Here is a 26161-nt window from a genome sequence, read left to right on the forward strand (position 1 = left end):
GATGACGGTCCAGCTCCTCCGTGGCGGTCGCCTCGCGAGCGGCGAGGTGGTCGACGTCCGTGTCGACGCCGACACCGTCACCGCCGTCGTGCCAGCCGACGGCGGCAGCGGACTCGACCGCGCCGGCGCCGCGGTGACCGACCTCACCGGGTACGTGCTGTGCGGGGCGTTCGCCGAGCCGCACACGCACCTCGACAAGGTGTTCACCGCGGACCGGGTCACCGGTCACGACGGGACGCTCCGCGGTGCGATGGAGCGGTACGCGACGGTGCTCGGCGAGGCGAGCGACGCCGACGTGCGCGCCCGCGCGCACCGGGCGCTGCGTCTCCTGGTCGGCCACGGGGCGACGGCGGTGCGCAGCCACGTCGGCTGCGGCCGGCTGCTCGGCGTCCGCGCGGTGGAGTCGCTCGTGCGCGTGCGCTCCGAGGCCGCCGACGTCGTCGACCTGCAGCTCGTCGCGCACGTCGGTCCGCCCGGTGTCGGCGAGTCCTGGCGGTCGCACCGCGCCCGACTGCACGACGCCCTCGACGCGGGGGCGGACGTCGTCGGCGGCAACCCGTCGATCGAGCCGGACCCGGTGGCGGCGATGGAGGAGTGCTTCGCCGTCGCCGTCGAACGCGGCCGACCCGTCGACTTCCACGTGGACGAGACGACCGAACCGGCGGTCCTGACCCTGCGGCACCTCGCCCGTCTCGCACGGCAGGCGGACGTGCCCGTGACGGCGAGCCACTGCGTCTCGCTCGGGCAGCAGGACCCGGCGCTGGCCGCCGACGTTGCGGCGGAGGTCGCCGAGGCAGGGGTTCAGGTCGTGGCGTTGCCGGCCACGAACCTCTACCTCCAGGGCCGTGGCGGCGGCCCCAGCACGCGCGGCCTCACGGCGATCGACACGCTCCGCGCCGCCGGCGTGCGCTGCGCCGCCGGAGGAGACAACGTGCGCGACCCGTTCAACCCCGCGGGCCGGCTGGACCCGCTCGAGACCGCGGCACTCGTGGTCACGGCCGGGCATCAGGCACCCCGCGACGCGTGGCACATGGTGGGCCGCGACGCGCGCGCCGTGCTCGGGCTGCCCGCGGCCGGACCGCGCGTGGGCGATCGGGCGGATCTCGTGGCCGTGCGCGCGGACTCGCTCGAGGACGCGCTCGCCCTCGCACCGGCGGAACGCATCGTGTGGCGGGCCGGTCGCGTCGTGTCGCGCATCGCCGTCACCCGGCGCGGCCCGGTGCACGAGGTCGGCGCATGAGCGTGACGACGGCGTCGGCGACCGGCTCCCTGTGGGGCATCCGCGAGATCCGCGCGACCTTCGTCGTGAGCTTCGCCGGCCTGACGAGCTTCTCGCTCACGCTCGCGGCCCTGCCGGCCTGGGCCGGCCAGCTGGGCCACCCGGAGTCCGTCGTCGGGACGATCACGGGGGTGATGCTGGCCACGACCGTCGTGACCCAGCTCCTGGCGCCGCGTCTGATGCGCCGGTTCACGATCCGGAGCCTCCTGGTGGTCGGCTCCCTGCTGCTCGGCCTGCCCACCCCGCTCTACCTCGTCGCGAGCGGCCTGCCCGTGCTGTACGGGCTCTCCGCCGTCCGCGGCGTCGGGTTCGCCCTCGTGACGGTCGTCGCGGCGCTCGCGATCCCGCGGGCGGCCCCGCCCGAGCGACGCGGCGAGGCCATCGGGATCTTCGGCCTGTCGGCCGCCATCCCGATGATGGTCGGGATCTCCGGAGGCGCCGCCCTGACGCTCGGCGGATCGTTCGCCGTCGTCGCCGTGCTCGGCGCGCTGCCCGTCCTCGCGCTCGCCGTCGTCAGCGGGCTGCCTGCGGAGCGCGCGGGCGCCGCGGGGTCGACGCCGCTGCGCAGGGTGCTCAGGGCGCTGGCGCTCCCGGCTCTCCTCCTCGTGGTGACCACGGCCGCCGGTGGCGGGCTCGTCACGCTCCTGCCGCTGCAGCGCCCCGAGGGCTCCGTGGCCGCCCTGGCCCTGCTCGCGTTCGGCGCGGTCGGGATGATCGCCCGCTGGCGCATCGGCACGGTCCTGGACCGGTTCGGACCGCGGCTCGTGCTGCCCGTGCTGGTCGGGTGCGCGGCGGTCGGCCTCGTGCTGCTCGCCGTCGGTCTCACCACGGCCGGCGCTGGCGCGGTCACGGCGGGGGCGGCCGTGTTCGGGCTCGCCTACGGTGGACTCCAGACCGTCACCCTTGATATGAGCTACCGGACGCTCCCCGCGGCTGACGCCTCCGCCGCCAGCGCCGTCTGGAACGCCGCGTTCGACGCGGGGACCGCCGTGGGCTCGGCGCTGCTCGGGTTCGTCGGTGGCACCGCCTGGGGCGGCGACGGCGCCCTCGTGGCGAGCGCCGCCGCCGTCGCCGCCGTCGGAACCGCCGCGGCGTGGTCCGCCCGCAGCGCGGCCCGATCCACCGACCCTGAGGGAGTCGCATGAGAGTCACCGACGTGACGTGCGTGGAGTACGTCAGCCACGTCGAGGCACCGGAACCGATCTTCGCGGACCGGCTGCGTCGACCCACGGACGTGTACCCCGAGTTCCGCGCGCGCGGGCCGCAGACGTTCCGCGAGGTCGCGTCGGGACGGTACGAGATCCGGTCCGTCTTCCTCCACGTCGACACGGATACCGGGCTGCGCGGCAGCACGGCCCAGCTGTCGCCGGAGCAGGCGTTCATCGTCTCCACCGTGCTCCGCCCGCTGCTCCTCGGCGCCGACCCGCTGGCGACGGAGCGGCTCTGGGACGTGCTGTACCGCTCGGCGATCCACGGCCGTGCCGGTGCCGGGATGACGGCGCTGTCCGCCGTCGACTGCGCGCTCTGGGACATCCGAGGGCAGCACCTCGGAGTCCCGGCGCACGTGCTGCTCGGCGGCCCGACGCGGTCCGAGATCCCGGCCTACGCCTCGACGCTGGGCGACAGCCTCGAGCCGGAGCACGTGGCGGCGCGCACCCGGGAGCTGGTGGCGCAGGGGTTCGCGGGCCTCAAGTGGTTCCCTCGGTGGGGCCCGGAGGACGGCGCGGCCGGGGTCGAGTCCGTCGTCGAGCTCGTCGGCACGGTGCGCGACGCCGCAGGTGACGGCGTCGCGATCATGCTCGACGCGTGGAGCGGGTGGGACGTGCCGTTCACGCTCGAGGTCGCACGCGCCACCCGCGACCAGGGCGTCGCCTGGATCGAGGAGCCCCTGCTGGCAGACCAGCTCGAGGGCTACCGCACGCTGCGGCGACGCCTGCCCGACGGCGTCCGGATCGCGGGCGGGGAGCACGAGTACACGCGGTGGGGGTACCGCGAGCTCCTCGCCGCTGACGTGCTCGATCTCCACCAGCCGGACCCGCACTGGGCCGGCGGCATCTCCGAGCTCACGAAGATCATGGCGCTCATCAGCGCGGCCGGTGGGCAGCTCGTGCCGCACGGGCAGTCCCTGCAGTGCAACGCCGCGCTGTCGTTCGCCGCGTCGCCCGCGCTCGTGCCGCAGATGGAGTACCTCGCTCGCCTGATGCCGATGTACCAGCACGTCCTGCGGGAACCGGTCGTCCCGGTCGGTGGCGTGATCGCCGCGCCCACCGCGCCCGGCCTGGGGATGACCGTCGACCCAGCGAAGGTCGTCTCCTCGCGCGTGATCGGCGGTGACGCCGCATGAGCGCCGTCCTCGTCTGCCTGTCCGACTACCCGCGCGACCTCGTCGAGGGGTGGGTGGCCGACGGCGACGTGGAGGTCGTGCTCGCGCGCCGCGGGGCGCCGATGGCGGAAGTGCTGCCCGATCTCGAGCGGGCCGACGTGGTCATCGGCGACGCCGCGCGCACGTTCCCGCTCGACGGTGCCGTCCTCGCCCGGATGCGACGGTGCCGCCTGCTCGTGCACCCGGCCGTCGGGCTGGACGGCGTCGTCGACCTCGACGCAGCCCGCGCCCACGGGATCACGGTGGTGAACGCGCCCGGCTACAACGCGGAGGCGGTCGCCGACTGGACGCTCATGGCGATGCTGCTCATGCTGCGCGACGGCACCGCCGCGGATCGCGACCTGCGCGAGCACGGCTGGCACGCGCGGCCGCTCGGCCGCGAGCTCGGGGCGATGACGGTGGGCATCGTGGGCTACGGTGCGATCGGCCGCGCCGTGCACCGCCGGCTCCGCGGGTTCGGGGCCACGGTGCTGCTCACCGACTCGCGCCCGGTGCCGCCCGGCGACGCCCTCGACGGCCGGCAGGTCGAGCTCGACGACCTGCTGGGCGGGTCCGACGTCGTCACCCTCCACGCTCCGCTCACCGACACGACCCGCCACCTGCTGGACGCGCGCCGGCTGGCCCGGATGCGGGACGGAAGCGTTCTCGTCAACGCCGCGCGCGGCGAGCTCGTCGACGAGGTGGCGCTCGCCGCAGCGATCGAGGCAGGGCGACCTGCCGCCGCCGCCCTCGACGTGTTCGCGACCGAGCCGCTGCCGCCGTCGAGCCCGCTGCTGGCGCTCGAGAACGTGTACGCCTCGCCACACATCGCGGCGGGTACCGTGCAGGCGCGACAGCGTGTCCGCGCACTCGTCGGCGACGCCGTCCGGGGCGCGCTGCTCGATCTCACCACCACCGACGCGGGCTGAGAGCCCAGGCACCACCACCGAAAGGACACCATGCTGCGACTCGGGTACAAGGCGTCGGCGGAGCAGTTCGCGCCGCGGGACCTGCTCGCGTACACCGTGCTGGCCGAGCAGGCCGGGTTCGACTCCGTGTTCGTGAGCGACCACCTGCAGCCGTGGCGGCACACCGGGGGCCACGCCCCTGCGGCGCTGCCGTGGCTCGGCGCGGCAGCCGCGAGCACCGAGCGCGTGCTGCTCGGCACGAGCGTGCTCACGCCTACCCTGCGCTACCACCCGGGCGTCGTCGCCCAAGCGTTTGCCACGCTCGGCTGCCTCGCGCCCGGGCGGGTCACTCTCGGCGTCGGCTCCGGCGAGTCGATGAACGAGGCGCCGCTCGGCCTGCCCTGGCCGGACGGCAAGGAACGGTACGCACGGTTCCGGGAAGCGATCGCGCTCATCCAGGCGCTGTGGGCGGGGGAGCGCGTCACGATCGACGGCACGTACTACAGCGCCCGGGACGCGACGATCTACGACCGTCCGGACGTGCCCGTCCCGCTGTACGTCGCGGCGTCGGGGCCGTCCGCCACCCGGCTGGCGGGGCGCGTCGGCGACGGCTTCATCTGCACGAGCGGCAAGGGGCGGGAGCTGTACACCGAGACGCTGTTGCCGGCGCTCGCGGAGGGCGCGGCGAAGAGCGACCGGACGCTCGCCGACCTCGACCTCATGATCGAGATGAAGGTGTCGTACGACCCGGACCACGCCCGGGCCCTCGAGGCGACGCGGAACTGGGGCGCGCTGGCGCTCACGTCCGAGGAGAAGGTCGGTGTCGAGGACCCCGTCGAGATGGAACGGCTGGCGGACGCGCTCCCGACCGAGCGCACCGCGAGCCGGTGGATCGTCTCCGACGACCCGGACGAGCACGTGGAGCGGATCTGGTCCTACGTCGAGATGGGCTTCACGCACCTCGTCTTCCACGACCCCCGGGCGGACCAGGCAGCGTTCCTCGAGCGCTACGCCGAGGAGATCCTGCCGCGGCTGCGGGCCCGGGAGCGGCAGGTGAGCTGATGGACGCCGTCCTCGCGGCCGTGGCCGAGGGCGCGGAGCCGTTCGCGCTCGCCACGGTCGTGGCCACCTGGAGCTCGGCGCCGCGCGGCGTCGGCGCGCGCATGCTCGTGCGCTCGGATTCCTCGGTGCTCGGCTCGCTCACGGGGGGCTGCGTCGAGGCGGACGTGCACGCGCGCGCGGTGGAGGTGCTCGACAGCGGAGTCCCGCAGCTCGTCCGGTACGGCGTGAGTGACGAGGACGCCGGGGCCGTCGGCCTCACCTGCGGCGGCACCGTCGAGATCTTCCTGCAGCGGGTGCGGGACGCAGAGCCGCTCCGCGCTTTCGCGCAGCGCGTTGCCGACGGCGTGCCGGTCGCCTTTGCGACGGTGGTGGCGCACGACGGCGGGACGCCGGGGGCGTCGGTCGCCGTCGGACCGGAGGGTCTGCTCGCTGGCGGGACCGGTTCGGACCGGCTCGACTCCGCCCTCGCGCACGACGCGGCGAGCCTCGTCGCCGCCGGCCGGACGGCTGAGCTGACGTACGGGCTCGACGGCAGCCGGCAGGGCGTCGGGATCCGCGTGCTCGTCGACGTCGTGGCGCCGTCCCCGCGTCTGATCGTCGCCGGCGTCACGGACTTCGCGGCTGCCGTGACGACGCTCGGGGCGTTCCTGGGGTTCCGCGTCACGCTGTGCGACGCCCGCGCCACGTTCGCGACCCGGGAGCGGTTCGCCGACGCGCACGAGATCGCCGTCGACTGGCCGCACCGCTACCTCGCGGCGGAGCTGGGGGCCGGGCGCGTCGACGGGCGGACCGTCGTCGTCGTCCTCACGCACGACCCGAAGTTCGACGAGCCGCTGCTCGAGGTCGCTCTCGCGGCCGACCTCGCGTTCGTCGGCGCGATGGGGTCGCGGCGCACGCACGCCGACCGGCTCGCGAGGCTGCGTGCACGCGGGGTTCCCCAGGAGGCGCTCGCACGGCTGCGCTCGCCGGTGGGTCTCGACCTCGGCGGGCGCAGCCCCCGCGAGACGGCGCTGTCGATCATGGCCGAGGTGGTCGCCGTCCGGTCGCGGGGAAGCGGGGCGCCGTTGAGCGGGACGGCCGGGCCGCTGCACCACGAGGTGGCGCGTGAGCACGCCTGAGGCGCCGCGCCTGGCAGGGCTCGTGCTCGCCGCCGGGGCCGGCCGCCGCATGGGTGGACCCAAGGCGCTGCTGACGACGGCGTCCGGCGAGACCTGGGTGCGGCGCGCCGCGCGGATGCTGCGCGACGCCGGGTGCGACCCCGTGCTCGTCACGGTGGGGGCAGCGGCGGACGACGTCGTGGCGGCGCTCGACAGTGACGTGACCGTCGTTCGTGTGCCCGACTGGGAGGAGGGGCTCGGAGCCGGGGTGCGCGCCGGCCTGGCGCGGATCGACCCCGAGGCGAGCGACGCCGTCGTCGTCGTGCCCGTCGACGTCCTGACCACCGCCGCAGCCGACGTGACAGCCGTCGTGGACGCCGTCGTCGTCGCCGGTGCGAGCGGTCAGCCTCCTGCCGCGGCTCTGCGGCACGGCCTCGGCCGCGCGCTGCACGACGGCGCCCCGGGGCACCCGGTGGTCATCGGGGCGGAGCGCGTCGCCGAGGCGATCGCGCAGGCTCGCGGCGACGCCGGGCCGCGGGCGCTGCTGGCGGGCGCCGTCGGCGTCGAGATCGGGCCGCGACCGGACCTCGACACGCCCGCCGACGTGGCGGCGGCCGCCGACGCCCCCGGCGGGCACGGTCCCCGCGGCGCCCTAGGCTGGAGGGGACGGGAGGAGGACGGATGACGCTGCTCAGCCTCGGCATGCCGCGCGTGCGCTTCACGCCGCCGGACGCCGCGGAGCGTCCCGCCGTCCCCAGCCTGGTCGACTCGTTCGGACGCATCGCCCGCGATCTGCGGATCTCCGTGACCGAGAAGTGCTCGCTGCGCTGCACGTACTGCATGCCGGCGGAAGGGCTGCCGCTGATCCCGCGGAGCGACCTCCTGACGCCGTCGGAGATCGGGCGGCTCGTCGAGATCGCCGTCCGCGACCTCGGCATCCGCGAGATCCGGTTCACCGGCGGCGAGCCGCTCGTGCGGAAGGACCTGCCGGAGATCGTCGCGCAGGCACGGGCCGCGGCCGGGCGCGCGGGACGGCCCGACCTGCCGCTGGCGATGACCACCAACGGGATCGGGCTGGACCGCAAGGCCGACGAGCTCGTGCGAGCGGGGCTCACGCGCGTCAACGTGTCCCTGGACACCGTGCACCGCGAGGCGTTCGCGGCGCTGACCCGCCGAGACCGGCTCCCGGACGTCATGGCCGGTATCCGGGCGGCGCGCGAAGCCGGCCTCGGTGGCGGCGCGCCAGTGAAGGTCAACGCCGTGCTCATGGCGGCGACGCTCGACGGCGCACCCGACCTGCTCGCGTGGTGTCTCGCCGAGGGCGTCCGGCTGCGGTTCATCGAGGAGATGCCGCTGGACGCCGACGAGGCGTGGCGCCGCGAGGAGATGGTCGACGCCGCGACGCTGCTCGAGCGGCTCGGGCGGCGCTTCACGCTCACGCCGGTGGGTCGCGACGACCCGGCCTCGCCCGCGGAGGAGTGGGAGGTCGACGGCGGGCCGGAGCGCGTCGGCATCATCGCCTCGGTGACCCGGTCGTTCTGCGCGGCGTGCGACAGGACGCGGCTCACGGCGGAGGGCACGGTGCGCTCCTGCTTGTTCAGCGACGACGAGACCGACCTGCGCGGCCCGTTGCGCGCCGGGGCGGACGACGTCGCGATCGCCGAGCTGTGGCGCGGCGGGATGTGGCGGAAGTGGGCCGGGCACGGGATCGACGCGGAGGGCTTCCGGCCACCCGCACGGAGCATGGGAGCAATCGGTGGCTGAGCTGCACACGCGGACGGCGCCCGGCGGCACGGCAGGCGTGGACGGCCGGGATCGCGCGCCGCGGACGGTGACGGTCCGCTACTTCGCGGCCGCGGAGGAGGTGACGGGGCGCTCGGAGGAGGAGCTCGTCGTCGCCGGGGGGACGATCCGTGACCTGCGCGCGGCACTGCTGGCGCGGTACGGGGACGCGATGGGCGCCGTCGTCCGGACGGGGTCGTTCCTCGTGGACGGGGTCGTCGAGACTGACGACGCCGCCCCGCTCGCCGGACGCGTGGACGTTCTCCCACCGTTCGCCGGCGGCTGACCCCCGCCTCCCACTTCGCGAGAGGTTTTCTGCGCCACCGCGAGAGGTTTTCTGCGCCACCGCGAGAGGTTTTCTGCGCCACCGCGAGAGGTTTTCTGCGCCACCGCGAGAGGATCCGTGTGCCGGCGTGAGCCGGCGGTCCATGAGCCTGTGGATATCCCGAACGAGAACAGCGCCGGACCTGGCTGAATCAGGCGATGGCCGTTCTCAACGTCGGTGCCCCGTTCCTCGTCTCTGACGCTCGTCACCTCGGGCTGTCCCCGCATGACGTGCGGGAGGGCGTCCGATGCGGTCGGCTTCGTCGGGTCTTTGCCGGTGTGCTCGTCGACGCGTCGGCGGAGGACGGCAAGGAGCTGAGGCTCGCGAGTGCCCGGCTCGTCGTCCCCGAGCACGCAGTGGTGTGCGACGACTTCGCAGCGTGGCTGTTCGGCGTCGAGACCCATGCGCCAGCCGACCGGTTCGAGATCGTGCCCTCGTTCGTCGTCCCCCACGGTCGGAACCGCATCGCGTCCTCTCGAGCGAGGACGAGGCAGACGGTCTTCCCGGATGCCGACGTCGTCGACCTCGATGGCCTCCGGGTCACGTCGCCGATCCGCACCGCCTCGGACCTCCTGCGTCGTCGGTGGAGGCCGTACGCACTGGCGGCGGCTGATGCGATGGCGCACGCCAAGGTGATCGACGTCGTCGAGCTTCGGGAGTTCGTCGCAGCGCTTCGCCGCTTCCCGGGAGTGCGTCAGGCTCAGGAGCTCGCGCCACGCGTGGATGCGCGCTCGGAGTCGCACGGCGAGTCGTGGCAGCGGTGCCGGATCCTCGATGCCGGGTTCCCAACCCCCGCCGTACAGCACGTGGTCGAGCGCGGCGACGGCAGGATCTGGCGGCTCGACATGGCGTTCGTGGAGCACGGAGTGGCCTCGGAGTACGACGGGCGAGAGTTCCATTCTGAGGACGACGACGTCGCGCGCGATGTCGCCAGGCGAAGCGACCTCCGGAAGCGTTTTGGTTGGCGATTCTCGATCGGCAACCGCGAGAACATCTTCGGCACGGACCCGGCGTTCGAGCTCCGGCTCGGTGAGCTGCTGGGGATGGCGCCACGCGCTCGGACGTGGTGACGCCCGAGTCGGGCGGCCCGTCGTGGCCCCACGGTGGCGCGCACGGATCCTCTCGCGGTGGCGCACGGATCCTCTCGCGGTGGCGCACAGATCCTCTCGCGAAGGGTGGGGCGGGAGGAGAGGCTAGAGGCCGACCCAGCCGGAGTCGCCGTCGGCGTAGTGCTGCCGCTTCCAGATCGGCACCTCCGCCTTGATCGCGTCCACGAGCCGCGCGGCCGCGGCGAACGCCTGCGCCCGATGGGGCGCGGCGACGGCGGCGGCGAGAGCCAGGTCCCCGATGCGCAGCTCGCCGGTCGCGTGCACCGCGGCGAGCCGGACGCCGTCGAACTCGGCAGCGACCCGCGCGCAGCACTCCGCCAGCAGCCGGGCGGCGTCGGGATGCGCCGAGTAGTCCAGCCGCAGGACGCCGCGTCCGCCGTCGTGGTCGCGCACCACGCCCGCGAACTCCACGACGGCGCCGCAGTCGGGGGAGGCGACGGCGTCGCGCACCTCTCCGGCGTCGATCGGCGCCGGGGCGATGCGGGCGAGCACGACGGCGGAGGGCTCACTCATGCGCCCCACCTCCGGCGACCTGGGCGAGCAGGTGGTCGAGGACGCCGTCGAGCACGGCGAGACCGTCGGTGACGCCGGACGGTGAGCCGGGCAGGTTCACGACGACCGTCCCACCGGCGCTCACCCCCGCGAGCGCGCGGCTCAGCACCGCCCCCGGCACGTCGGCCCCGGCGCGCCGGACGGCGTCCGCGAGCCCGGGCAGCTCCCGCGCGAGCAGCGGCGCCGTCGCTTCCGGCGTGCGGTCCGTGGGGGAGACCCCGGTGCCGCCCGTGGTGACGACGAGCGCGGGCGGGGACCCGCCCGGCGGAGCGAGGCTGCCGGCGAGCGCCGCGGCGACGTCGGCGTCGGCGGTCACGTCCGACTCCGCGGCGAACCCGCGCTCCGTCAGCCAGTCCACGATCGCCGGTCCGGTGGTGTCGGCCCGGGTGCCGACCGCGACGCCCGTCGAGACGACCAGCACGCGTGCCGTCCGCGGCAGGGGCCGGGCGGGGGCCGCGGAGGCATCGGCGGCCGCGAAGATCCTCTCGCGGTCGCGCACAGATCCTCTCGCGGAGGGGTCGGGTCGCGTCCACGTCCCGTGCCGCCCCCCGGTCTTCTGGACGAGCCGGACGTCCGTCAGCACGGCGGCCGGGTCGACGGCCTTGATCATGTCGTGCACGGTCAGCCCCGCGACGGCGACGGCGGTGAGCGCCTCCATCTCGACGCCCGTGCGCCCGCGGGTACGGGCCGTCGCCGTGAGGTGGACGTGCGCGACGTCGTCGTCGTCGGCACCGTCCGCCACGTCCGTGCGCACGTCGACGTCGACCCCCGACAGCGGGATCTGGTGGCACAGCGGGACGAGCTCCCACGTGCGCTTCGCCGCACCGATGCCCGCGAGCCGCGCCACCGCGACGACGTCGCCCTTCGCCAGGTCCCGACCGCCCTGAGCGATCGCGCGGACGACCCGCGCCGTCGTCACGACGGTCCCTGCCGCCGTCGCGACGCGGTCCGTCACGTCCTTGTCGCCGACGTCGACCATCCGGGCGCGGCCCTGCTCGTCGAGATGGGTGAGGCCGGAGTCGTCAGGGGGCACGGCGGCAGCGTATCGAGATGGACCTAGTACCGACGCACGCCAGGATCGACCGTGCGCGACCACGCGTCGATCCCACCCGCGAGGTGACTCACACGCGAGCGGCCCGCGGCGAGGAGGAACCGTGCCGCCTGCTCGGACCTGACGCCGTGGTGGCAGAGGACGACGACGTCGGCGTCGGCGGGGATCTCGTCGATGCGTTGCGGCAGCTCGCGCAGCGGGACGTTCCGCGTGCCGGGGAGGGCGGCGAGGCTGATCTCCCAGTCCTCGCGGACGTCGAGGACGAGGGGCGGCGCGTCGTCGGCGCGGAGGGCCGCGAGCTCGTGGGGCGTGAGGGCGCGCGGCTCTCTCGCGGAGGCTGCCGGGACCGCTCGTGCGGACGGCGCTGCCGGTGCGGACGGCGCCGCAGGGACGGACGGCGGCGGGCCGGGCGGGGCAGCGGCGGGCGGGGCACCGGCGCGCCCGCCGGTCGCGGCGCGGTAGGCCACCTCCTTCAGCTCGGCGCGGCGTGCGTCGTACAGCAGCACGCGGCCGAGCAGCGGGTCGCCGACGCCGGTCAGCACCTTGACAGCCTCCGTGGCGAGCAGGGCGCCGATCGTGGCGCAGACGCCCGGCAGCACCCCGGCCTCCGCGCACGACGGGATCTCGCCGGGCGCGGGCTCGCGCGGGAAGAGGTCCCGGTACGTGGGGTGGTCGGGCGCCCAGGCGACGCCGCACTGGCCGGCGAACTGGTGCACGGCGCCCCACACGAGCGGCATGCCGAGCGCGGCCGCGGCGTCGTCGACGAGGTACCGGGTCGGGAAGTTGTCGCTGCCGTCGACCACGAGGTCGTACCCGCTCAGCAGCTCACCGTCGTTCGTGGCGTCGAGCCGCGTCCGATGGCCGACCAGGCGAGCGTCCGGCGCCAGCCGCCCGAGCTGCGCGAGCGCGGCCTCGACCTTCGGCGTGCCGACGTCCGCGGGACCGTAGAGCGTCTGGCGGGCCAGGTTCGAGGTCTCGACGACGTCGTCGTCCACGATGCCGATCGTCCCGATGCCGGACGCGACGAGCTGGGGGAGGACCGCGCAGCCGAGCCCGCCCGCGCCGACCACCAGCACCCGCGCGCCCTGCAGTCGTTCCTGCGTGGCGACGTCGTACCCGGGAAGCATGAGCTGGCGGACGTGGCGCTGCAGATAGTCGGCATCGAGGGGGGTGCGTGCGCCGTCCATACGTGCGAGTCTGCCACCGTGCGCCGTGCACCTGTGGTCCACGTCCCCGCCGACGGGCTCGTCTTGACGTCCGCGCGCCCTCCCGCGTACGGTCGCCGGTAATCGATTACAGGACGAGTGCCGGACCACCCGGTGGCGTGAGGCGAGGAGGCCCGATGAGCGAGCGGACGATCCGCCCGGGCGCCGCGACGATGATCGACGTCGCCCGCCTCGCCGGCGTCTCGACCGCCACCGTCTCGCGCGTGCTGAACGGGGTCGCCACCGTCGACTCGGCGCTCGCCGAGCGCGTGAGGTCCGCCGCCGACGAGGTGCGCTACGTGACGAACACCACGGGCCGCGCCCTGCGCCGCCAGCGGATCGACACGTGGGCGGCTGTCGTGGCCGACGTCGAGAACCACTTCTTCACCAGCATGGTCGCCGCGCTCGAGAACGTCGCCCAGGTCGCGGGGTTCTCGGTCATGCTCTGCAACAGCGACGAGGACGTCGCCCGCGAGCGTCGGTACCTCCAGGCCGCGATCGCGCAGCGGATGTCCGGCGTCGTCATCGCCGTCGTCTCCGAGACCGACTCCTCGCTGCAGAGCCTGCTCGACGCCGGCATCCCCACCGTCGCCGTCGACCGGCGCGTGCACGACTTCGCCGGCGACGCGATCCTGCTGGACAACGTCGAGGCCGGCCGGATGGCCGCGCGGCACCTGCTCTCCCAGGGGTATGCCGCGCCGTTGTGCATCGCCGGCCCCCGTGACGTCTCGACCACCGAGGACCGGCTCGCCGGGTTCCGCGAGGTCTTCGCGGAGGAGGGCGTGTCGGTCGCCGACTCCCGCGTGATCCGCACCGAGCTCCTCGGCGAGCGCGCCGAGGGGATCGTCGCCGACCAGGTGGAGGCGGATCCCGACGTCGACGCCGTGTTCGCGCTGAACGGACCGCTCACGGCGGCCAGCTTCCGCGGGATCGAGGCGGCGCGCCGCCGGATCCCGGGCGACGTGGCCCTGCTCGGCGTCGACGACGACCACTGGACCCGCATGGTCAACCCGCGGGTGAGCGTCGTCGCGCAGCCCGTCGATCGGATCGGCCAGCTCGCGGGCGAGGTGCTCGCGGCGCGCACCCGAGGCGAGGAGCGCGACGCCGAGCACGTGCTGCTCGCTCCGGAGCTCCGCATCCGCGCGTCGACCAGCCGAAGGAGCTGATTCACCTCTTCCGACCCGGCGGGTCCTCCCGCCGCGAGAAGCAGAGGACGGTCCGACGTGCCGTCCACGACATCGAATCGATTCGAGCAGCCCGGCGGTCGACGCCGGCATCCCACGAGAGAAGGAGAACCCCATGGACCTGTCCGCCATCGGTCGCCTGCGCGACGTCAGCACCCGGTCGATCAGCCCGGAGAACTTCGACGGCAGCAAGGGCGGCGGCGGCCGCGCGACGGAAGGGACCGGCGCGCAGTGCGCCCGCGATCTCGGCCAGGGCTGGAAGGTCTCGCCGAGCGTCGAGATCGGCCCGGGCGAGAAGTTCGACGTGGCGCGCATCGAGGGCGCCGGCAAGATCACGCACATCTGGCTCACCACGCACCGGGACCACTGGCGCACGCTGCTGCTGCGGGCGTTCTGGGACGGTGCGAGCGAGCCCGCGATCGAGACGCCCGTGGGCGACTTCTTCGGGCAGGGCTGGGGTCAGTTCGCCCAGCTCAGCTCCGCGCTCGTGGCCGTCAACCCGAACGGCGGGTTCAACAGCTACTGGCCGATGCCGTTCCGCAGCGGGGCGCACCTGGAGCTCGAGAACCTCTCCGACGTGCCGGTGGTCGTGTACTACCAGGTCACCTACGAGGTGGGCGACGTCGTCACGCAGGAGGCCCAGGACTCGGGCTACCTGCACGCGCAGTGGCGCCGCAGCAACCCGCTCCCGGACGCCACGACGCACGTGCTGCTCGACGACGTCCGCGGCAAGGGGCAGTACGTCGGCACGTACATCGCGTGGGGCGTCAACAGCACGGGCTGGTGGGGCGAGGGCGAGATCAAGTTCTACCTCGACGGTGACGCCGCGGCGCAGGAGCGGTTCCCCACGATCGCGGGGACCGGCACCGAGGACTACTTCGGCGGCGCCTGGAACTTCGACGTCCCCGGTCAGGGGTACACGGAGTTCTCGACGCCGTACCTCGGCCTGCACCAGGTGATCCGTCCGGACGGGCTCTACGCGTCGCAGCAGCGCTTCGGCATGTACCGCTGGCACGCCGTCGACCCGATCCACTTCGACACGGACCTCACCGTCGACATCCAGGCGCTGGGGTGGCGCAGCGGGCACCGGTACCTGCCGCTGCACGACGACATCGCGTCGACGGCGTTCTTCTACCTGGACGCAGCGAGCACCACGCGGCCGGCCACGCCGTCCGTAGACGCGCTCGAGATCCTCTGACCCCCGCGGCCCGGCCCCGCACCGCGGGGCCGGGCCGCGTCATTCCGCACCCGTGCTGAGCAATCGATTACCTACCCTCGAAGGGAGACCCATGGCCGAGGGACTGAGCCGACGCAGGCTCCTCCAGGCCGGCACGCTCGCCGCCGCCGGCCTCGGCGCCGGCGCGCTGGCCGGCTGCGCGCCGTCCGGTGCGAGCCGGACCACGCTGCAGCTCTGGAGCGCCTACGCGCCGGCGCCCCAGCAGGATCCGAACATCGTCGCGCAGAGCGACTGGTTCCTGGACCGCCTGGCGGCGTGGAACGCCGCCAACGACCGGCAGATCGAGGCGGTGTACATCCCGAACTACGCCGACCCGACGAACACCCGCATCGCGACGGCGTTCGCCTCGGGCACCGGGCCGGACATCTTCCTCATCTCGCCCGGCGACTTCCTCCGCTACTACAACGGGGGCGCGCTCGTCGACCTCGCGCCGTACATGACGCAGGAGGCCATCGACGACTACTTCCCGCAGGCGCTGGCCACCCGTCGGGACGGGGACGGGATCTACGGCCTGCCGATGGAGCAGGAACCGCTCGCCGTCTTCTACAACATCCCCGCGTTCGAAGAGGCGGGCCTGAGCGAGGGCGACATCCCGACCACGTGGGAGGACCTGCTGGAGCTCGGCCGCCGTCTCACGGGCGGCCAGCAGGCGGGGATGGTGTTCGAGACCACGCCCGGCTACTACCAGAACTTCACCTTCTACCCCTGGATCTGGCAGGGCGGCGGCGACGTGATCGACGCCGAGACCCAGGTGCCGGACTTCACCTCGGACGCCGCAGTCGCAGCCCTCGAGCTGTTCGGCGAAGGGGTGCGCTCGGGAGCGTCACCGCGCACGCTCCCCGCGAACGGCGACGTCGTCGGCGCCTTCACGAACGGCTACGCGGCGATGTGGCAGAGCGGGATCTGGCAGGTCGAGGCGATGCGGCAGAACGCGCCCGACCACCCCTACGGCGTCTTCCCGCTGCCTGCGCCCGCCGGCGGGGAGCCGACCACCGTGCTGGGCGGGTGGGCCTGGTGCGTGAACAGCAAGGGATCCGATCCTGAGGCCGCCGCCCGGTTCACCGTCGAGGTGATGGGATCGATGTCGGCGGAGTCGATCAACGCCGGCGCGGACTGGAACGGACGGTTCAAGGGGAACATCCCCGCGCGCCAGTCGGTGCTGGACGCCATCGGGGACGACGACATCTTCGCCGACCCGATCCTCCAGAAGTTCCGGGACGAGATCTACCCGACCGGTCGCGGCGAGCCGCGCTACCCGCCCGTCATCTACAAGGCCGTGTCGAACGCGCTGCAGGCCGTCCAGCTCGCGGGTGCCGACGCCGCCCAGCAGGCCGAGCAGGCGCAGCGCGCGATCGAGAGCTACCTCGAGACCTACGACGGAGGTGACCTCCTGTGAGCACGTCGACCCCGGTCCTGGCCCGCACGGCCGGACGCACCCAGCGCAGCGCGCACCTCGCGCAGCAGGCGAAGCGGGAGCGCCGCGCCGCCTGGCTGTTCCTGCTGCCCGACTCGCTCGGGCTCCTCGTGTTCGTCGGCCTGCCGATGGTGCTGGCGATCGCCCTCGGGTTCTTCCGGGTGGACGGGTTCGGCAACATCGACTTCATCGGTGGCGCCAACTACGTCCGGATGGTGGGCGACCCGCAGTTCTGGTCGAGCGTCCGGATCACGCTGATCTACCTCGTCACGCTGGTGCCGTTGCTGTTCGCCGTCGGGCTCGCCCTGGCGCTGCTGGTGCAGCAGAAGTTCCCGTTCGTCGGCGCGGTCCGCAGCGCCCTGTTCGTGCCCTACGCGATCAGCCTGGTCGTCGTCGCGATGGTCTGGCAGTTCATGCTCGGCGACCGCGTGGGGATCGTGAACCAGGTGCTGTCGTGGTTCGGCGTCGAAGGGACGTCGTTCCTGGGCCAACCGTCGCTCGCGCTCGCCACCCTGGTGTTCGTCACCCTGTGGTTCCAGATGGGCTACTACATGGTGATCTTCCTGGCGGGCCTGCAGGACATCCCGGGGGAGTACTACGAGGCGGCCCGGATCGACGGCGCGGGAGCCTGGCAACGGTTCCGCGCCATCACGTTCCCGCTGCTGCGACCGACCAGCTTCTTCGTGCTCATCACCTCGACGGTCGCGGTGATCACCGGCGGTCTGGACCTCGTCTTCATCATGACGAAGGGCGGTCCGGCGGGCGCGACGAGCCTGCTCATCTACTACATCTACGAGCAGGCGTTCCTCTTCGGCGAGCTCGGCTACGCCGCCGCGATCGGGTCCACGCTCATCGCCGTGCTCCTCATCTGGTCCGGACTCATGTTCCTCGTCACGAAGGGAGGGCGGTTCGACGATGGTCGCTGACACCCTCACCCGACCGGCCGCCGCCACCGCTACCGAGCCTCGCCGCGTGCGTGGCGAACGCCGGTGGACGCGCCGCAACGTCGCCCTGCTCGTGGTCGGCGTGATCCTCGGCCTCGGCACGATCTTCCCGCTCGTCTGGATGGTCGTCGGCGCCTTCAAGACGGCCGCCGAGGTCAACAGCTCGAGCCTGATCCCGAGCGAGATCACGTTCGACAACTTCCGGTACGTCTTCACCCAGGTGCCGTTCCTGCGGTACATGCTCAACAGCCTGTTCGTGGCCGGCCTCGTCACCGTGCTCGCGCTGTGGTTCCACTCGATGGCGGCGTATGCCCTCGCGCGGCTGCGGTTCCCGGGCCGAGAGACGGTGTTCCTGCTCATCTTCTCGACCCTGCTGGTGAGCCTGCCGGTCATCCTCATCCCGACGTTCGTCGTCATCCGCACGCTGGGTCTCGTCGACTCGTACGCCGGGCTCGTGATCCCGGCGATCTTCAACGCGTTCGGGATCTTCCTGCTCCGCCAGTTCTACATCTCGCTCCCGGGCGAGCTGGAGGAGGCGGCGCTCGTCGACGGCGCTGGGTACTGGCGGATCTACCGCAGCATCATCCTGCCGCTGTCCCGGCCGATCATGGCGGCGCTCGCCGTGTTCTTCTTCCTCGCGAACTGGAACTCGTTCGTGTGGCCGTTGACGATCACGTCGAACCCGGACCTGCGCGTGGTGCAGGTCGGGATCGCCACGTTCCAGCAGCAGTACGTCTCGGACTGGAACTACGTGCTGGCGGCGGCCACCGTCGCGGCCCTGCCGACGCTCCTCATGTTCTTCTTCTTCCAGAAGCAGATCGTGGAGTCGATCAAGACCGCCGGGTTCAAGTAGCGGTTCAGGCGGGTCGTTCGCCGGCGGCGGCGGCTCGTTCCAGCAGGAGGCGGCGCTCGCGCGTGCTCGGCGCGTGCGCCGCCGCCTGCTCGAGGGTCGAGGCTGCCTCGTCGCGCCGCCCGAGGCGGAGGAGGACGTCGCCCCGCACCGCGCCGTACAGGTGGTGGCGGGCGAGGCGGGGATCGGCGCCGACGGCGTCGAGCTCGTCCAGCGCGGCCTGCGGTCCGTCCGTCATGAGGACGGCGACGGCACGGTTGAGGGCGACCACCGGCGACGGCGCGACCTGCGCCAGACCGTCGTACAGCGCCCGGATCGCGTCCCAGTCGGTGTCCTCCCACGTCGCGGCGCGTGCGTGCTGCGCGGCGATCGCCGCCTGGAGGCAGTAGGGCCCGAGCGGACGGCGGAGCTGCGCGGCCCGGTCGAGGGCGGCGAGCCCGCGGGTGATGAGCAGCCGGTCCCAGCGGCGGCGGTCCTGGTCCTCGAGCAGGATCGGGGCGCCGTCGGGACCCTGCCTGGTGGCGAACCGGGAGGCCTGCAGCTCCATGAGCGACACGAGGCCGTGGACCTCCGGCTCGGCGGGGAGCAGCCCGGCGAGCACGCGCCCGAGCCGCATCGCGTCCTCGGCGAGGTCGCGGCGGACCCAGTCCTCGCCGGAGGTCGCCGTGTACCCCTCGTTGAACACGAGGTAGACGACCTCGAGCACGGCGCCGAGACGCGCCGGCAGCTCGTCGGGCTGCGGGACCTCGAACGGGACCTGGGCCTCGGTGAGCGTGCGCTTCGCGCGGGAGATCCGCTGGCCGAGCGTCGCCGACGGTACGAGGAACGCCCGGGCGATCTCGTCGGTCGACAGCCCACCGACCATGCGCAGGGTCAACGCAACCCGGGCCTCGCGGGGCAGCACCGGGTGGCACGCCACGAAGACGAGCGAGAGCAGGTCGTCGCCGATGGGGTCGTCGACGACGGCGTCAGGTGCGTCGGGTGGTCGCGTCGCCAGGTCGGCAGCGACCGCCGTGTACTTCGCGTCGCGGGTGTGCTCGCGCCGGATGAGGTCGACGGCCTTGTTCTTGGCGGTCGTCGTCAGCCAGGCCGCCGGGTTGTCGGGGATGCCGTCGCGGGGCCACTGCTCGAGCGCCGCGACGAAGGCGTCCTGGGCGAGCTCCTCGGCGAGGCCGACGTCCCGGACGGTGCGGGCGAGGGTGGCGATGAGCTGCGGCGACGACATGCGCCAGATCGCGTCGATCGTGCGCCGGACATCAGGCATCGCTCGCTGCTCCCGCTCCCTCGCCCGCTCGTCCTCAGGCCTGCCCGTGCTGGGACTGGATCTCCTCGGCCAGGCGCTCGTCCTTCTCCCGCAGCTCCGGCGTGTACTCCGCGCCGAAGTCCTCCGGCGAGAAGATCTGCCGGATCTCGAGGACCTGCGTGGCGCCGTACTGGGGGTCGGACGGGCACTTCTTCGCCCACTCCACGGCTTCCTCGAGGCTGCTGACCTGCCAGATCCAGTACCCCGCGATGAGCTCCTTGGACTCTGTGAACGGCCCGTCCACGACCGACGTGTCACCGCCGGCGAACACGACCCGGGCGCCCTTGGCGCTCGGGTGCAGTCCCTCGCCGTCGAGCATGACGCCCGCCTTGACGAGCTGCTCGTTGTAGGCGCCCATCTCGCGGAGCATCTCCTCCGTCGGCGCGATCTTGTCCTCGTCGGCGCCGGCTCCCTGAATCATGACCATGACCTTCATGATGTTCTCCTCCTCGGTGTGACCCAGACCGTACTGGCCGGGGTGTGCGTTCACGAGGTCGTCGAACGGGCCGGGGGAGTTTTCGACACGAGCGGCCGACGAGTTCTCACGGCCTGTCTCGTGGCTCGCGCCACCTGGGACGATTGACAGGCGAGCCCGCCGCGTCCTACGCTCCAGCAATCGATTACTCGACCACCGAAGATCGAGGTGAAGGCGCACCATGCTCTCGGGCATCCACCCGCTGCTGACCGGCTCCCTGCTCGCGGCTCTCGACGCGATGGGCCACTCGGACGCCGTCGTCGTCGCGGATGCGCACTTCCCGGCCGCCCGCCTCGCGGCGCGACTCGTCGAGCTGCCGGGGACCACCGCCCCGCAGGTGGTCGAGGCCCTGTGCACCGTCCTCCCGCTCGACGACGGTCCCGACGCCGCGGTCCTCATGGACGCGCCGGAACGGCAGCCCGTCCAGGACGAGCTCGTCACCGCCGCCGGCGCCCCCGAGTCCTCGGGCATCGACCGGTTCGCGTTCTACGACGCCGCCGCCCAGGCGTTCCTCGTCGTCCGCACGGGCGAGACGCGCGCCTACGGCAACCTGCTGCTGCGCAAGGGGCTCGCCCGGGGGCTCGAGCGATGAGCGCGCCCGTCGATGCCGACGCCCGCGCCCTCGACGCGGCGCTCGAGTCGCTGCGCATCGAGTCCCGAGCCATCGAGGTGGCCGCCGGGCGGTCGTCCGAGGCGCTGCTCGCGGCCACTCGCCTGATCGAGGCGCGGTCCGGCCGCCTCATCGTCTCCGGGCTGGGCAAGTCGGGCCACATCGCCGCGAAGATGGCCGCCACGTTCGCCTCGACGGGAACGCCGGCGCACTTCGTGCACGCGACGGAGGCTCTGCACGGCGACTCGGGGATGGTGGTCCCCGGTGACGTCGCCATCCTCATCTCCAACTCCGGGACCACGGCCGAGGTGGTCCAGTTCGGCCGGATGATCCGCGCACTCGGCGTGCCGGTGATCGCGATGGCACGCGACGCGTCCTCGCCGCTCGCGAGCCTCGCGCAGGTCTGGCTGGACATCTCCGTCGAGCGGGAGGCGGACCCCCTCGGTCTCGCCCCGACGGCGTCGACGACGCTCACCCTCGCGCTCGGGGACGCGCTCGCCGCCGCCCTCATGACCCGGACCAACTTCGACGACGCGGCGTTCGGCCTCCGTCACCCGGGCGGCGCGCTCGGTCAGCAGCTGGGGGTCGACGAATGAGCGCGTCGCGCGGCCGCGTCTGCGTGGTCGGGTCGTTCATGATGGACCTCGTCGTCTCGGCGCCCCGCCGCCCGCGGCCGGGGGAGACGCTCGTCGGGACGTCCTTCGCGCAGTACGTCGGAGGCAAGGGGTTCAACCAGGCCGTGGCCGCCTCCCGGGCCGGCGCGGCGACGTCGTTCGTCGGCCGCCTGGGCGACGACCTGTTCGGTGCCGAGTTCCGCGCGGCGCTTCGTACCGACGGCATCGACGACGGCGGCGTGCTCGACGACGCCGAGGGCGGCACCGGCGTCGGCCTCCCCGTGGTCGAGCCGGGCGGGCAGAACTCCATCATCATCGTGCCGCGCGCGAACCTGCGGCTGACGCCTGCCGACGTCGAGCGTTCGCGGGAGCGCATCGAGGCGGCCGACGTCCTGCTCCTGCAGCTGGAGGTGCCGGTGGAGGCCTCGCTGGCCGCGGCCCGGATCGCCCGGGGAGCCGGCACCGCCGTCGTGCTCAACCCGGCGCCGTACGCGCCGCTGCCGCCCGAGCTCGTCGCCGCCTGCGACCTGCTGGTCCCGAACGAGCACGAGCTCGCCGGGCTGGCGGGGGCGCCGGTGCCGGCGGACGGACCCGAGGCGGTGGAGGTGCTCGCGCGCGACGTGCTCGGCCGCCACGGCGTCTCCCTCGTCGTGACGATGGGTGCGACGGGGGTGCTCGTGCTCGCCGCCGACGGCGCGTCGAGCCTCGTGCCCGGCCGCACCGTCGAGGCCGTCGACACGGTGGGCGCCGGCGACACGTTCTGCGGCAACCTCGGCGCGCGGCTGGCCGTCGGTGACGCACTGACGGACGCCGTCGCGTACGCGAACGCCGCGGCGTCCATCGCCGTCACGCGGCACGGGGGTGCGCCGTCCGCTCCGGAGGCCGACGAGGTCGAGGCGGTCCGTCGACACCTCGAGATCGCGGGCTGAGGTCACAGTTCCACAACGTCGCTTGACCGGGCACGACGTCCGGTCTACCGTCCAAGTAATCGATTGCTCGATGACGAGAGGATCGCTGGTGATCAACGGTTCATCCGCCCTGGCGGGCTCCGCGGCCGGCAGCTACGGGTCGTACGGCAGCAGCCTGCGCGACCTGCCGCGGCTTCGTACGCACCGCCGGGGGCGCGCCTCCAGCTGGGACCGTACGGGTGGCAACGACGACCGGCTCACCGTGCGTCCGGGCGAGACGGTGACGCTCGCGGACATCACCGGCGCCGGCTCGATCAACCACATCTGGATGACCGTCGCACCGCGGGACGGGCTCGACCCCGCCACGCTCGACCGCGACTACCTGCGCAAGCTCGTGCTGCGCGTCTACTGGGACGACTCGCCCGAGCCGAGCATCCTCGTCCCTCTCGGCGACTTCTTCGGGGTCGGGCACGCCCGCACGGTGAACTTCGCCTCCCTGCCGCTGCAGATGAGCCCGCAGGACGGCAAGGCGTTCAACTCGTTCTTCCACATGCCCTTCGCCACGCGTGCCCGGTTCGAGCTGACGAGCGAGTGTGCCGACGAGGTCATGTGGTTCTACTACTACATCGACTACGACGCGTTCGCCGAGCTCGAGGACGGGCTCGGGCGCTTCCACGCGAGCTGGAACCGGCAGTGCCCCACCGACGGCGTCGAGCAGGGCGCCCAGACGAACTCGGAGCTCCTGTTCGAGGGCACCAACCTCACGGGTGACGGGAACTACACGATCCTCGACACCGCGGGCCGCGGCCACTACGTCGGCTGCGTCCTCAACGTCACCAACCTGCGCCACACGGCGGACTGGAACTGGTACGGCGAGGGCGACGACATGATCTTCGTCGACGGCGAGTCGTGGCCCCCGAGCCTGCACGGCACCGGCACCGAGGACTACTTCAACACCGCCTGGTGCCCGAGCGAGTCCTACTCCGCGCCGTACCACGGCCTCACGCTCCCTGGCGGGGAGAACTGGAGCGGCCAGGTGTCGACCTACCGGTTCCACGTTGAGGACCCGGTGCCGTTCACGAGCTCGATCCGGGTGACGATCGAGCACGGGCACGCGAACAAGCGCAGCGACGACCTGTCCTCGACGGCGTACTGGTACGCCGAGGAACCGGCGCGCGGGCTCACGCTCGCGCCCGTCGAGCAGAGGGTCCCGCGACTGTGAGCGCCCGCGCACGCACGTACCGCCGCGTCGTCCCCGCCGCCGCGACGACCATCGCCGTGACGGCGGCGCTCGCCGCGTGCGGCGCGAGCGGCGAAGGAGCCCCCGTGGACACCGAGACCGACAAGCCGTTCGTGATCAGCGGCGTCGAGAACGTCACCCAGGTCGCGCAGCTGACCGGGCCGGACTCCACGCTCAACGACACGGACGCCGTCGCCGTCGCCGGCACCGACCTCGGGTCGATGATCAACGTCGGCGACCGCACGTACTTCCTCTTCGGCGACACGTTCGGCGTCCGCGAGCCGGGGATGACCGGCGGCGGTGGCGGGAACTGGCGCTCCAACGCCATGGCCTACACCACCGACGACGACCCGACCGACGGCATCACGTTCGACGGCTGGATCACCGACGACATCGGGCTCGCGCTCGAGCTCGTGCCCGGTCTCAAGGAGCCGGACGACACGGGCGAGGTCACGAAGATCCCGACGTACGGGTTCGCGATCGAGGACACGCTCTACCTGTCGTTCATGTCCGTCCGGCACTGGGGCGACCCGGGCGTCTGGACGGCGAACTACTCCGCGCTCGCCCGGTCCACGGACGAGGGTCAGTCGTGGGAGGTGCTGGACGACGTCCAGTGGCCCGGGGACTCGAACTTCATCCAGGTGGCGACGGCGCAGGTCGTCGAGGACGGCACGGAGTACGTCTACCAGTGGGGCATCCCCGCCGGCCGGTTCGGCGGCGTCCAGCTGATGCGCGTCGAGGCGACCACCGACGCCGTGGAGGACCTCGGCGCCTACGAGTACTTCACGGGCACCGACGACGACGGCGCGCCGGTCTGGAGCGAGGACCTGGACGAGGCCGAGACCGTGCTCGACGGCACGATCGGCGAGCTCTCGGTGATGTACCACGAGCAGACGGAGCGCTGGCTGCTGACGACGTCGACGGGCGGCGACGCCGTCCTGTTCGAGGGCGCGACGCCGTGGGGGCCGTGGTCCGAGCCGCACACGATCACCACCCAGGCCGAGACACCGGGGCTGTACTCGCCGTACCTCAACCCGCGGTACGTCTCCGAGGACGGCTCCACCCTCTACTTCACGCTCTCGATCTGGGATCCGTACAACGTGTTCTGGTACGCGATGGACCTGGTGACCGAGTCATGAGCGCCCGCACCCCGCGACGCGCTCCTACGAACCCCCCGGGATCCGGGGACGACCTATCGAGGAGGATGGGATGAGAACCACCAGAAGGCGGGCACTGTCGCTCACAGCGGCCGCGCTCGGCGTCGCGATGGTCGCGACGGCGTGCGGATCCGGCACACCGGGGGAAGAAGCGCCGGAGGAGGGCGCGAACGGCGAGTCCGGGGGCGGCGTCGTCGAGCTCGAGATGTGGCAGACGAAGTTCCAGGACCAAGAGGACGAGTGGTACAAGACCGCCGTCGACGAGTTCAACGCGTCGCAGGACGAGATCCACATCAACCTCACCACCGTCCCTGGTGACGCGTGGGAGCAGAAGGTCACCGCCGCCCAGGCGGCCGGCCGGATGCCCGACATCTACACGATGAACTACGCGAACGTGCTGCCCGCCGCGGCGCGGGGCGAGCTGACGCCGATCGGCGACCTGCTCGGCGACGACGCGTTCGCCGACATGGAGGAGGCGGTCCTCGGCTCGGTCACGAACGGCGACGACCAGGTCTTCGCCTACCCGATGCTCGTGGAGCCCAGCGCGATGCTCTACTACCGCGCGAGCATGTTCGAGGCTGCCGGGCTCGACCCGGACGACCCGCCGACGACGTTCGACGAGCTCATCGAGTACGGGCAGGCTCTGCGGGACGCCAATCCGGACGTGACGGCGTACGGCACGTCGCAGGTCGCCGCCGACATGGGGTGGTCGACCTGGGGCCTGCAGATGAACACGGCCGGGCACTTCCCGATCTCGGACGACTGGTCCGAGGGCATGGCGACCGCGCCGGAGTACCGCCCGCTGTTCGAGATGTACCAGACGCTGTACGCGGAGAACATCCTGCCGCGGCAGGCGCTGGCCGGCTATGCCGACATCACGCCGTTCGGTCAGGGCCAGCTGCAGATGGTGGCGTGCGGGTCGTGGGGCACGAGCCTCCTGCTCAACGACTACCCCGACATCGTCGACGACGTCCGTGTCGCGCCGATGCCGTCGTGGGACGGCGACCAGACCCGGCCCACCGCCACGCTCGGCGGCTGGACGTGGGTCGTGGACGCGAAGTCGGAGCACGCGCAGGAAGCGGCCGACGCCGTCGCGGCGATCCTCGGCAACGAGGACCCGTCGACGCTCGTGGACTACTTCACGACGATGCAGTTCTCGAAGGTGTCGCCGCGCTCGACGGTGGTCGACGCCATCAACGCCGACCCCGAGTCCGCGACGGTCAACCCGTGGGGCCAGGTCATCTCCGACGTCGTGCCGTACTCGGTGCCGGAGCCGTCCTACCCGTGGGACATCTCCCTGGCGTTCGCGACGGCGCTCGAGGAGTCGCTCCAGGGCGGTGACATCGACGCCGCGCAGCAGAAGGCGCAGGACACGATCGACGCGTTCATCGCCGACAACCAGCTGGCCGGCACAGCGCCCGGTCAGTAGGCCCCCGCTGCGAGCCGGGCGGGAGATCCGCCCGGCTCGCAGCGCCCCACCGTGCGAGGAGGCA

General features: G+C 73.0%; 26 protein-coding genes. 21 read left to right on the top strand and 5 right to left on the bottom strand.

From position 1 onward, the window contains the following. Position 1: 1 nt before the first annotated feature. The 10 genes from BCAV_RS08475 to BCAV_RS08520 all read left to right on the top strand — a co-directional run bounded on the left by BCAV_RS08475 (position 2) and on the right by BCAV_RS08520 (position 9885). Positions 2–1240, top strand: a complete 1239-nt coding sequence (locus BCAV_RS08475; RefSeq protein WP_015882179.1) for an amidohydrolase family protein — start codon at positions 2–4, stop codon at positions 1238–1240. Next, positions 1237–2424 carry an MFS transporter gene (locus BCAV_RS08480; protein ID WP_015882180.1) on the top strand — a complete coding sequence of 396 codons (1188 nt, stop codon included), beginning with the start codon at positions 1237–1239 and terminating at the stop codon, positions 2422–2424. Before BCAV_RS08475 ends, BCAV_RS08480 begins: the two co-directional genes overlap by 4 nt. Beyond that, positions 2421–3623, top strand: coding sequence for an enolase C-terminal domain-like protein (locus BCAV_RS08485; RefSeq protein ID WP_015882181.1), 1203 nt, complete (start codon positions 2421–2423; stop codon positions 3621–3623). Before BCAV_RS08480 ends, BCAV_RS08485 begins: the two co-directional genes overlap by 4 nt. Continuing rightward, the gene (locus BCAV_RS08490; protein WP_015882182.1) at positions 3620–4570 is read left to right on the top strand and encodes a 2-hydroxyacid dehydrogenase; all 951 of its coding nucleotides are present in this window, start codon (positions 3620–3622) and stop codon (positions 4568–4570) included. The genes BCAV_RS08485 and BCAV_RS08490 overlap by 4 nt, the downstream gene beginning before the upstream one ends. Before the next feature lie 30 nt (positions 4571–4600). Then, complete coding sequence (fgd, locus tag BCAV_RS08495) at positions 4601–5611, top strand: glucose-6-phosphate dehydrogenase (coenzyme-F420) (protein ID WP_015882183.1); 1011 nt, start codon at positions 4601–4603, stop codon at positions 5609–5611. Further along, the gene (locus BCAV_RS08500) at positions 5611–6729 is read left to right on the top strand and encodes an XdhC family protein (RefSeq protein ID WP_015882184.1); all 1119 of its coding nucleotides are present in this window, start codon (positions 5611–5613) and stop codon (positions 6727–6729) included. The genes fgd and BCAV_RS08500 overlap by 1 nt, the downstream gene beginning before the upstream one ends. Beyond that, positions 6716–7393 (top strand): nucleotidyltransferase family protein, encoded by a 678-nt coding sequence (locus BCAV_RS08505; RefSeq protein WP_015882185.1) that lies wholly within the window; start codon positions 6716–6718, stop codon positions 7391–7393. The genes BCAV_RS08500 and BCAV_RS08505 overlap by 14 nt, the downstream gene beginning before the upstream one ends. Next, positions 7390–8472, top strand: coding sequence for a GTP 3',8-cyclase MoaA (gene moaA / locus BCAV_RS08510; protein ID WP_015882186.1), 1083 nt, complete (start codon positions 7390–7392; stop codon positions 8470–8472). Before BCAV_RS08505 ends, moaA begins: the two co-directional genes overlap by 4 nt. Next, the gene (locus BCAV_RS08515) at positions 8465–8776 is read left to right on the top strand and encodes a MoaD/ThiS family protein (RefSeq protein ID WP_015882187.1); all 312 of its coding nucleotides are present in this window, start codon (positions 8465–8467) and stop codon (positions 8774–8776) included. Before moaA ends, BCAV_RS08515 begins: the two co-directional genes overlap by 8 nt. A gap of 317 nt (positions 8777–9093) precedes the next feature. Then, positions 9094–9885 (top strand): type IV toxin-antitoxin system AbiEi family antitoxin, encoded by a 792-nt coding sequence (locus BCAV_RS08520; protein WP_245528986.1) that lies wholly within the window; start codon positions 9094–9096, stop codon positions 9883–9885. Positions 9886–10008: 123 nt separating this feature from the next. On the opposite strand, the gene BCAV_RS08525 is transcribed toward BCAV_RS08520, so the two are convergent. The 3 genes from BCAV_RS08525 to BCAV_RS08535 are packed head-to-tail and all read right to left on the bottom strand — an operon-like array spanning position 10009 to position 12714. Beyond that, positions 10009–10437, bottom strand: coding sequence for a molybdenum cofactor biosynthesis protein MoaE (locus BCAV_RS08525; protein ID WP_015882189.1), 429 nt, complete (start codon positions 10435–10437; stop codon positions 10009–10011). Next, positions 10430–11509: a bifunctional molybdenum cofactor biosynthesis protein MoaC/MoaB gene (gene moaCB, locus BCAV_RS08530; RefSeq protein ID WP_015882190.1), complete on the bottom strand. Its 1080-nt coding sequence runs from the start codon at positions 11507–11509 to the stop codon at positions 10430–10432. The genes BCAV_RS08525 and moaCB overlap by 8 nt, the downstream gene beginning before the upstream one ends. Before the next feature lie 23 nt (positions 11510–11532). Then, positions 11533–12714, bottom strand: a complete 1182-nt coding sequence (locus BCAV_RS08535) for a HesA/MoeB/ThiF family protein (RefSeq protein ID WP_015882191.1) — start codon at positions 12712–12714, stop codon at positions 11533–11535. Positions 12715–12869: 155 nt separating this feature from the next. On the opposite strand from BCAV_RS08535, the gene BCAV_RS08540 reads away from it, so the two are divergent. From BCAV_RS08540 to BCAV_RS08560, 5 genes are all read left to right on the top strand, one after another. Further along, entirely contained in the window at positions 12870–13898 is a 1029-nt protein-coding gene (locus tag BCAV_RS08540) for a LacI family DNA-binding transcriptional regulator (RefSeq protein ID WP_015882192.1), read from the top strand. Positions 13899–14031: 133 nt separating this feature from the next. Then, positions 14032–15114, top strand: coding sequence for a glycoside hydrolase family 172 protein (locus BCAV_RS08545; protein WP_015882193.1), 1083 nt, complete (start codon positions 14032–14034; stop codon positions 15112–15114). 91 nt (positions 15115–15205) lie between these two features. After that, a complete protein-coding gene (locus BCAV_RS08550) occupies positions 15206–16549 on the top strand; it encodes an ABC transporter substrate-binding protein (protein WP_015882194.1) in 1344 nt (447 codons plus the stop codon). After that, positions 16546–17493 (top strand): carbohydrate ABC transporter permease, encoded by a 948-nt coding sequence (locus BCAV_RS08555; RefSeq protein WP_015882195.1) that lies wholly within the window; start codon positions 16546–16548, stop codon positions 17491–17493. Before BCAV_RS08550 ends, BCAV_RS08555 begins: the two co-directional genes overlap by 4 nt. 46 nt (positions 17494–17539) lie before the next feature. Then, positions 17540–18364 carry a carbohydrate ABC transporter permease gene (locus BCAV_RS08560; RefSeq protein ID WP_050761829.1) on the top strand — a complete coding sequence of 275 codons (825 nt, stop codon included), beginning with the start codon at positions 17540–17542 and terminating at the stop codon, positions 18362–18364. Between the two features lie 4 nt (positions 18365–18368). Here the strand turns inward: BCAV_RS08560 and BCAV_RS08565 are convergent, their stop codons facing one another. After that, positions 18369–19625 carry an RNA polymerase sigma factor gene (locus BCAV_RS08565; protein ID WP_015882197.1) on the bottom strand — a complete coding sequence of 419 codons (1257 nt, stop codon included), beginning with the start codon at positions 19623–19625 and terminating at the stop codon, positions 18369–18371. Positions 19626–19659: 34 nt separating this feature from the next. Next, positions 19660–20100: a YciI family protein gene (locus BCAV_RS08570; protein ID WP_015882198.1), complete on the bottom strand. Its 441-nt coding sequence runs from the start codon at positions 20098–20100 to the stop codon at positions 19660–19662. Between the two features lie 220 nt (positions 20101–20320). On the opposite strand from BCAV_RS08570, the gene BCAV_RS08575 reads away from it, so the two are divergent. From BCAV_RS08575 to BCAV_RS08600, 6 genes are all read left to right on the top strand, one after another. After that, positions 20321–20731, top strand: a complete 411-nt coding sequence (locus tag BCAV_RS08575; protein WP_015882199.1) for an RbsD/FucU family protein — start codon at positions 20321–20323, stop codon at positions 20729–20731. Next, positions 20728–21345, top strand: coding sequence for an SIS domain-containing protein (locus tag BCAV_RS08580; protein WP_015882200.1), 618 nt, complete (start codon positions 20728–20730; stop codon positions 21343–21345). The genes BCAV_RS08575 and BCAV_RS08580 overlap by 4 nt, the downstream gene beginning before the upstream one ends. Further along, the gene (locus BCAV_RS08585) at positions 21342–22292 is read left to right on the top strand and encodes a ribokinase (RefSeq protein ID WP_015882201.1); all 951 of its coding nucleotides are present in this window, start codon (positions 21342–21344) and stop codon (positions 22290–22292) included. The genes BCAV_RS08580 and BCAV_RS08585 overlap by 4 nt, the downstream gene beginning before the upstream one ends. 88 nt (positions 22293–22380) lie before the next feature. After that, the gene (locus BCAV_RS08590) at positions 22381–23493 is read left to right on the top strand and encodes a glycoside hydrolase family 172 protein (RefSeq protein WP_015882202.1); all 1113 of its coding nucleotides are present in this window, start codon (positions 22381–22383) and stop codon (positions 23491–23493) included. After that, a complete protein-coding gene (locus tag BCAV_RS08595; RefSeq protein ID WP_015882203.1) occupies positions 23490–24650 on the top strand; it encodes a glycoside hydrolase family 183 protein in 1161 nt (386 codons plus the stop codon). The genes BCAV_RS08590 and BCAV_RS08595 overlap by 4 nt, the downstream gene beginning before the upstream one ends. A 70-nt stretch (positions 24651–24720) precedes the next feature. After that, entirely contained in the window at positions 24721–26097 is a 1377-nt protein-coding gene (locus tag BCAV_RS08600; protein WP_015882204.1) for an ABC transporter substrate-binding protein, read from the top strand. Positions 26098–26161 lie beyond the last annotated feature (64 nt).

Source organism: Beutenbergia cavernae DSM 12333, from assembly GCF_000023105.1.
GTDB classification, from domain to species: Bacteria; Actinomycetota; Actinomycetes; order Actinomycetales; family Beutenbergiaceae; genus Beutenbergia; species Beutenbergia cavernae.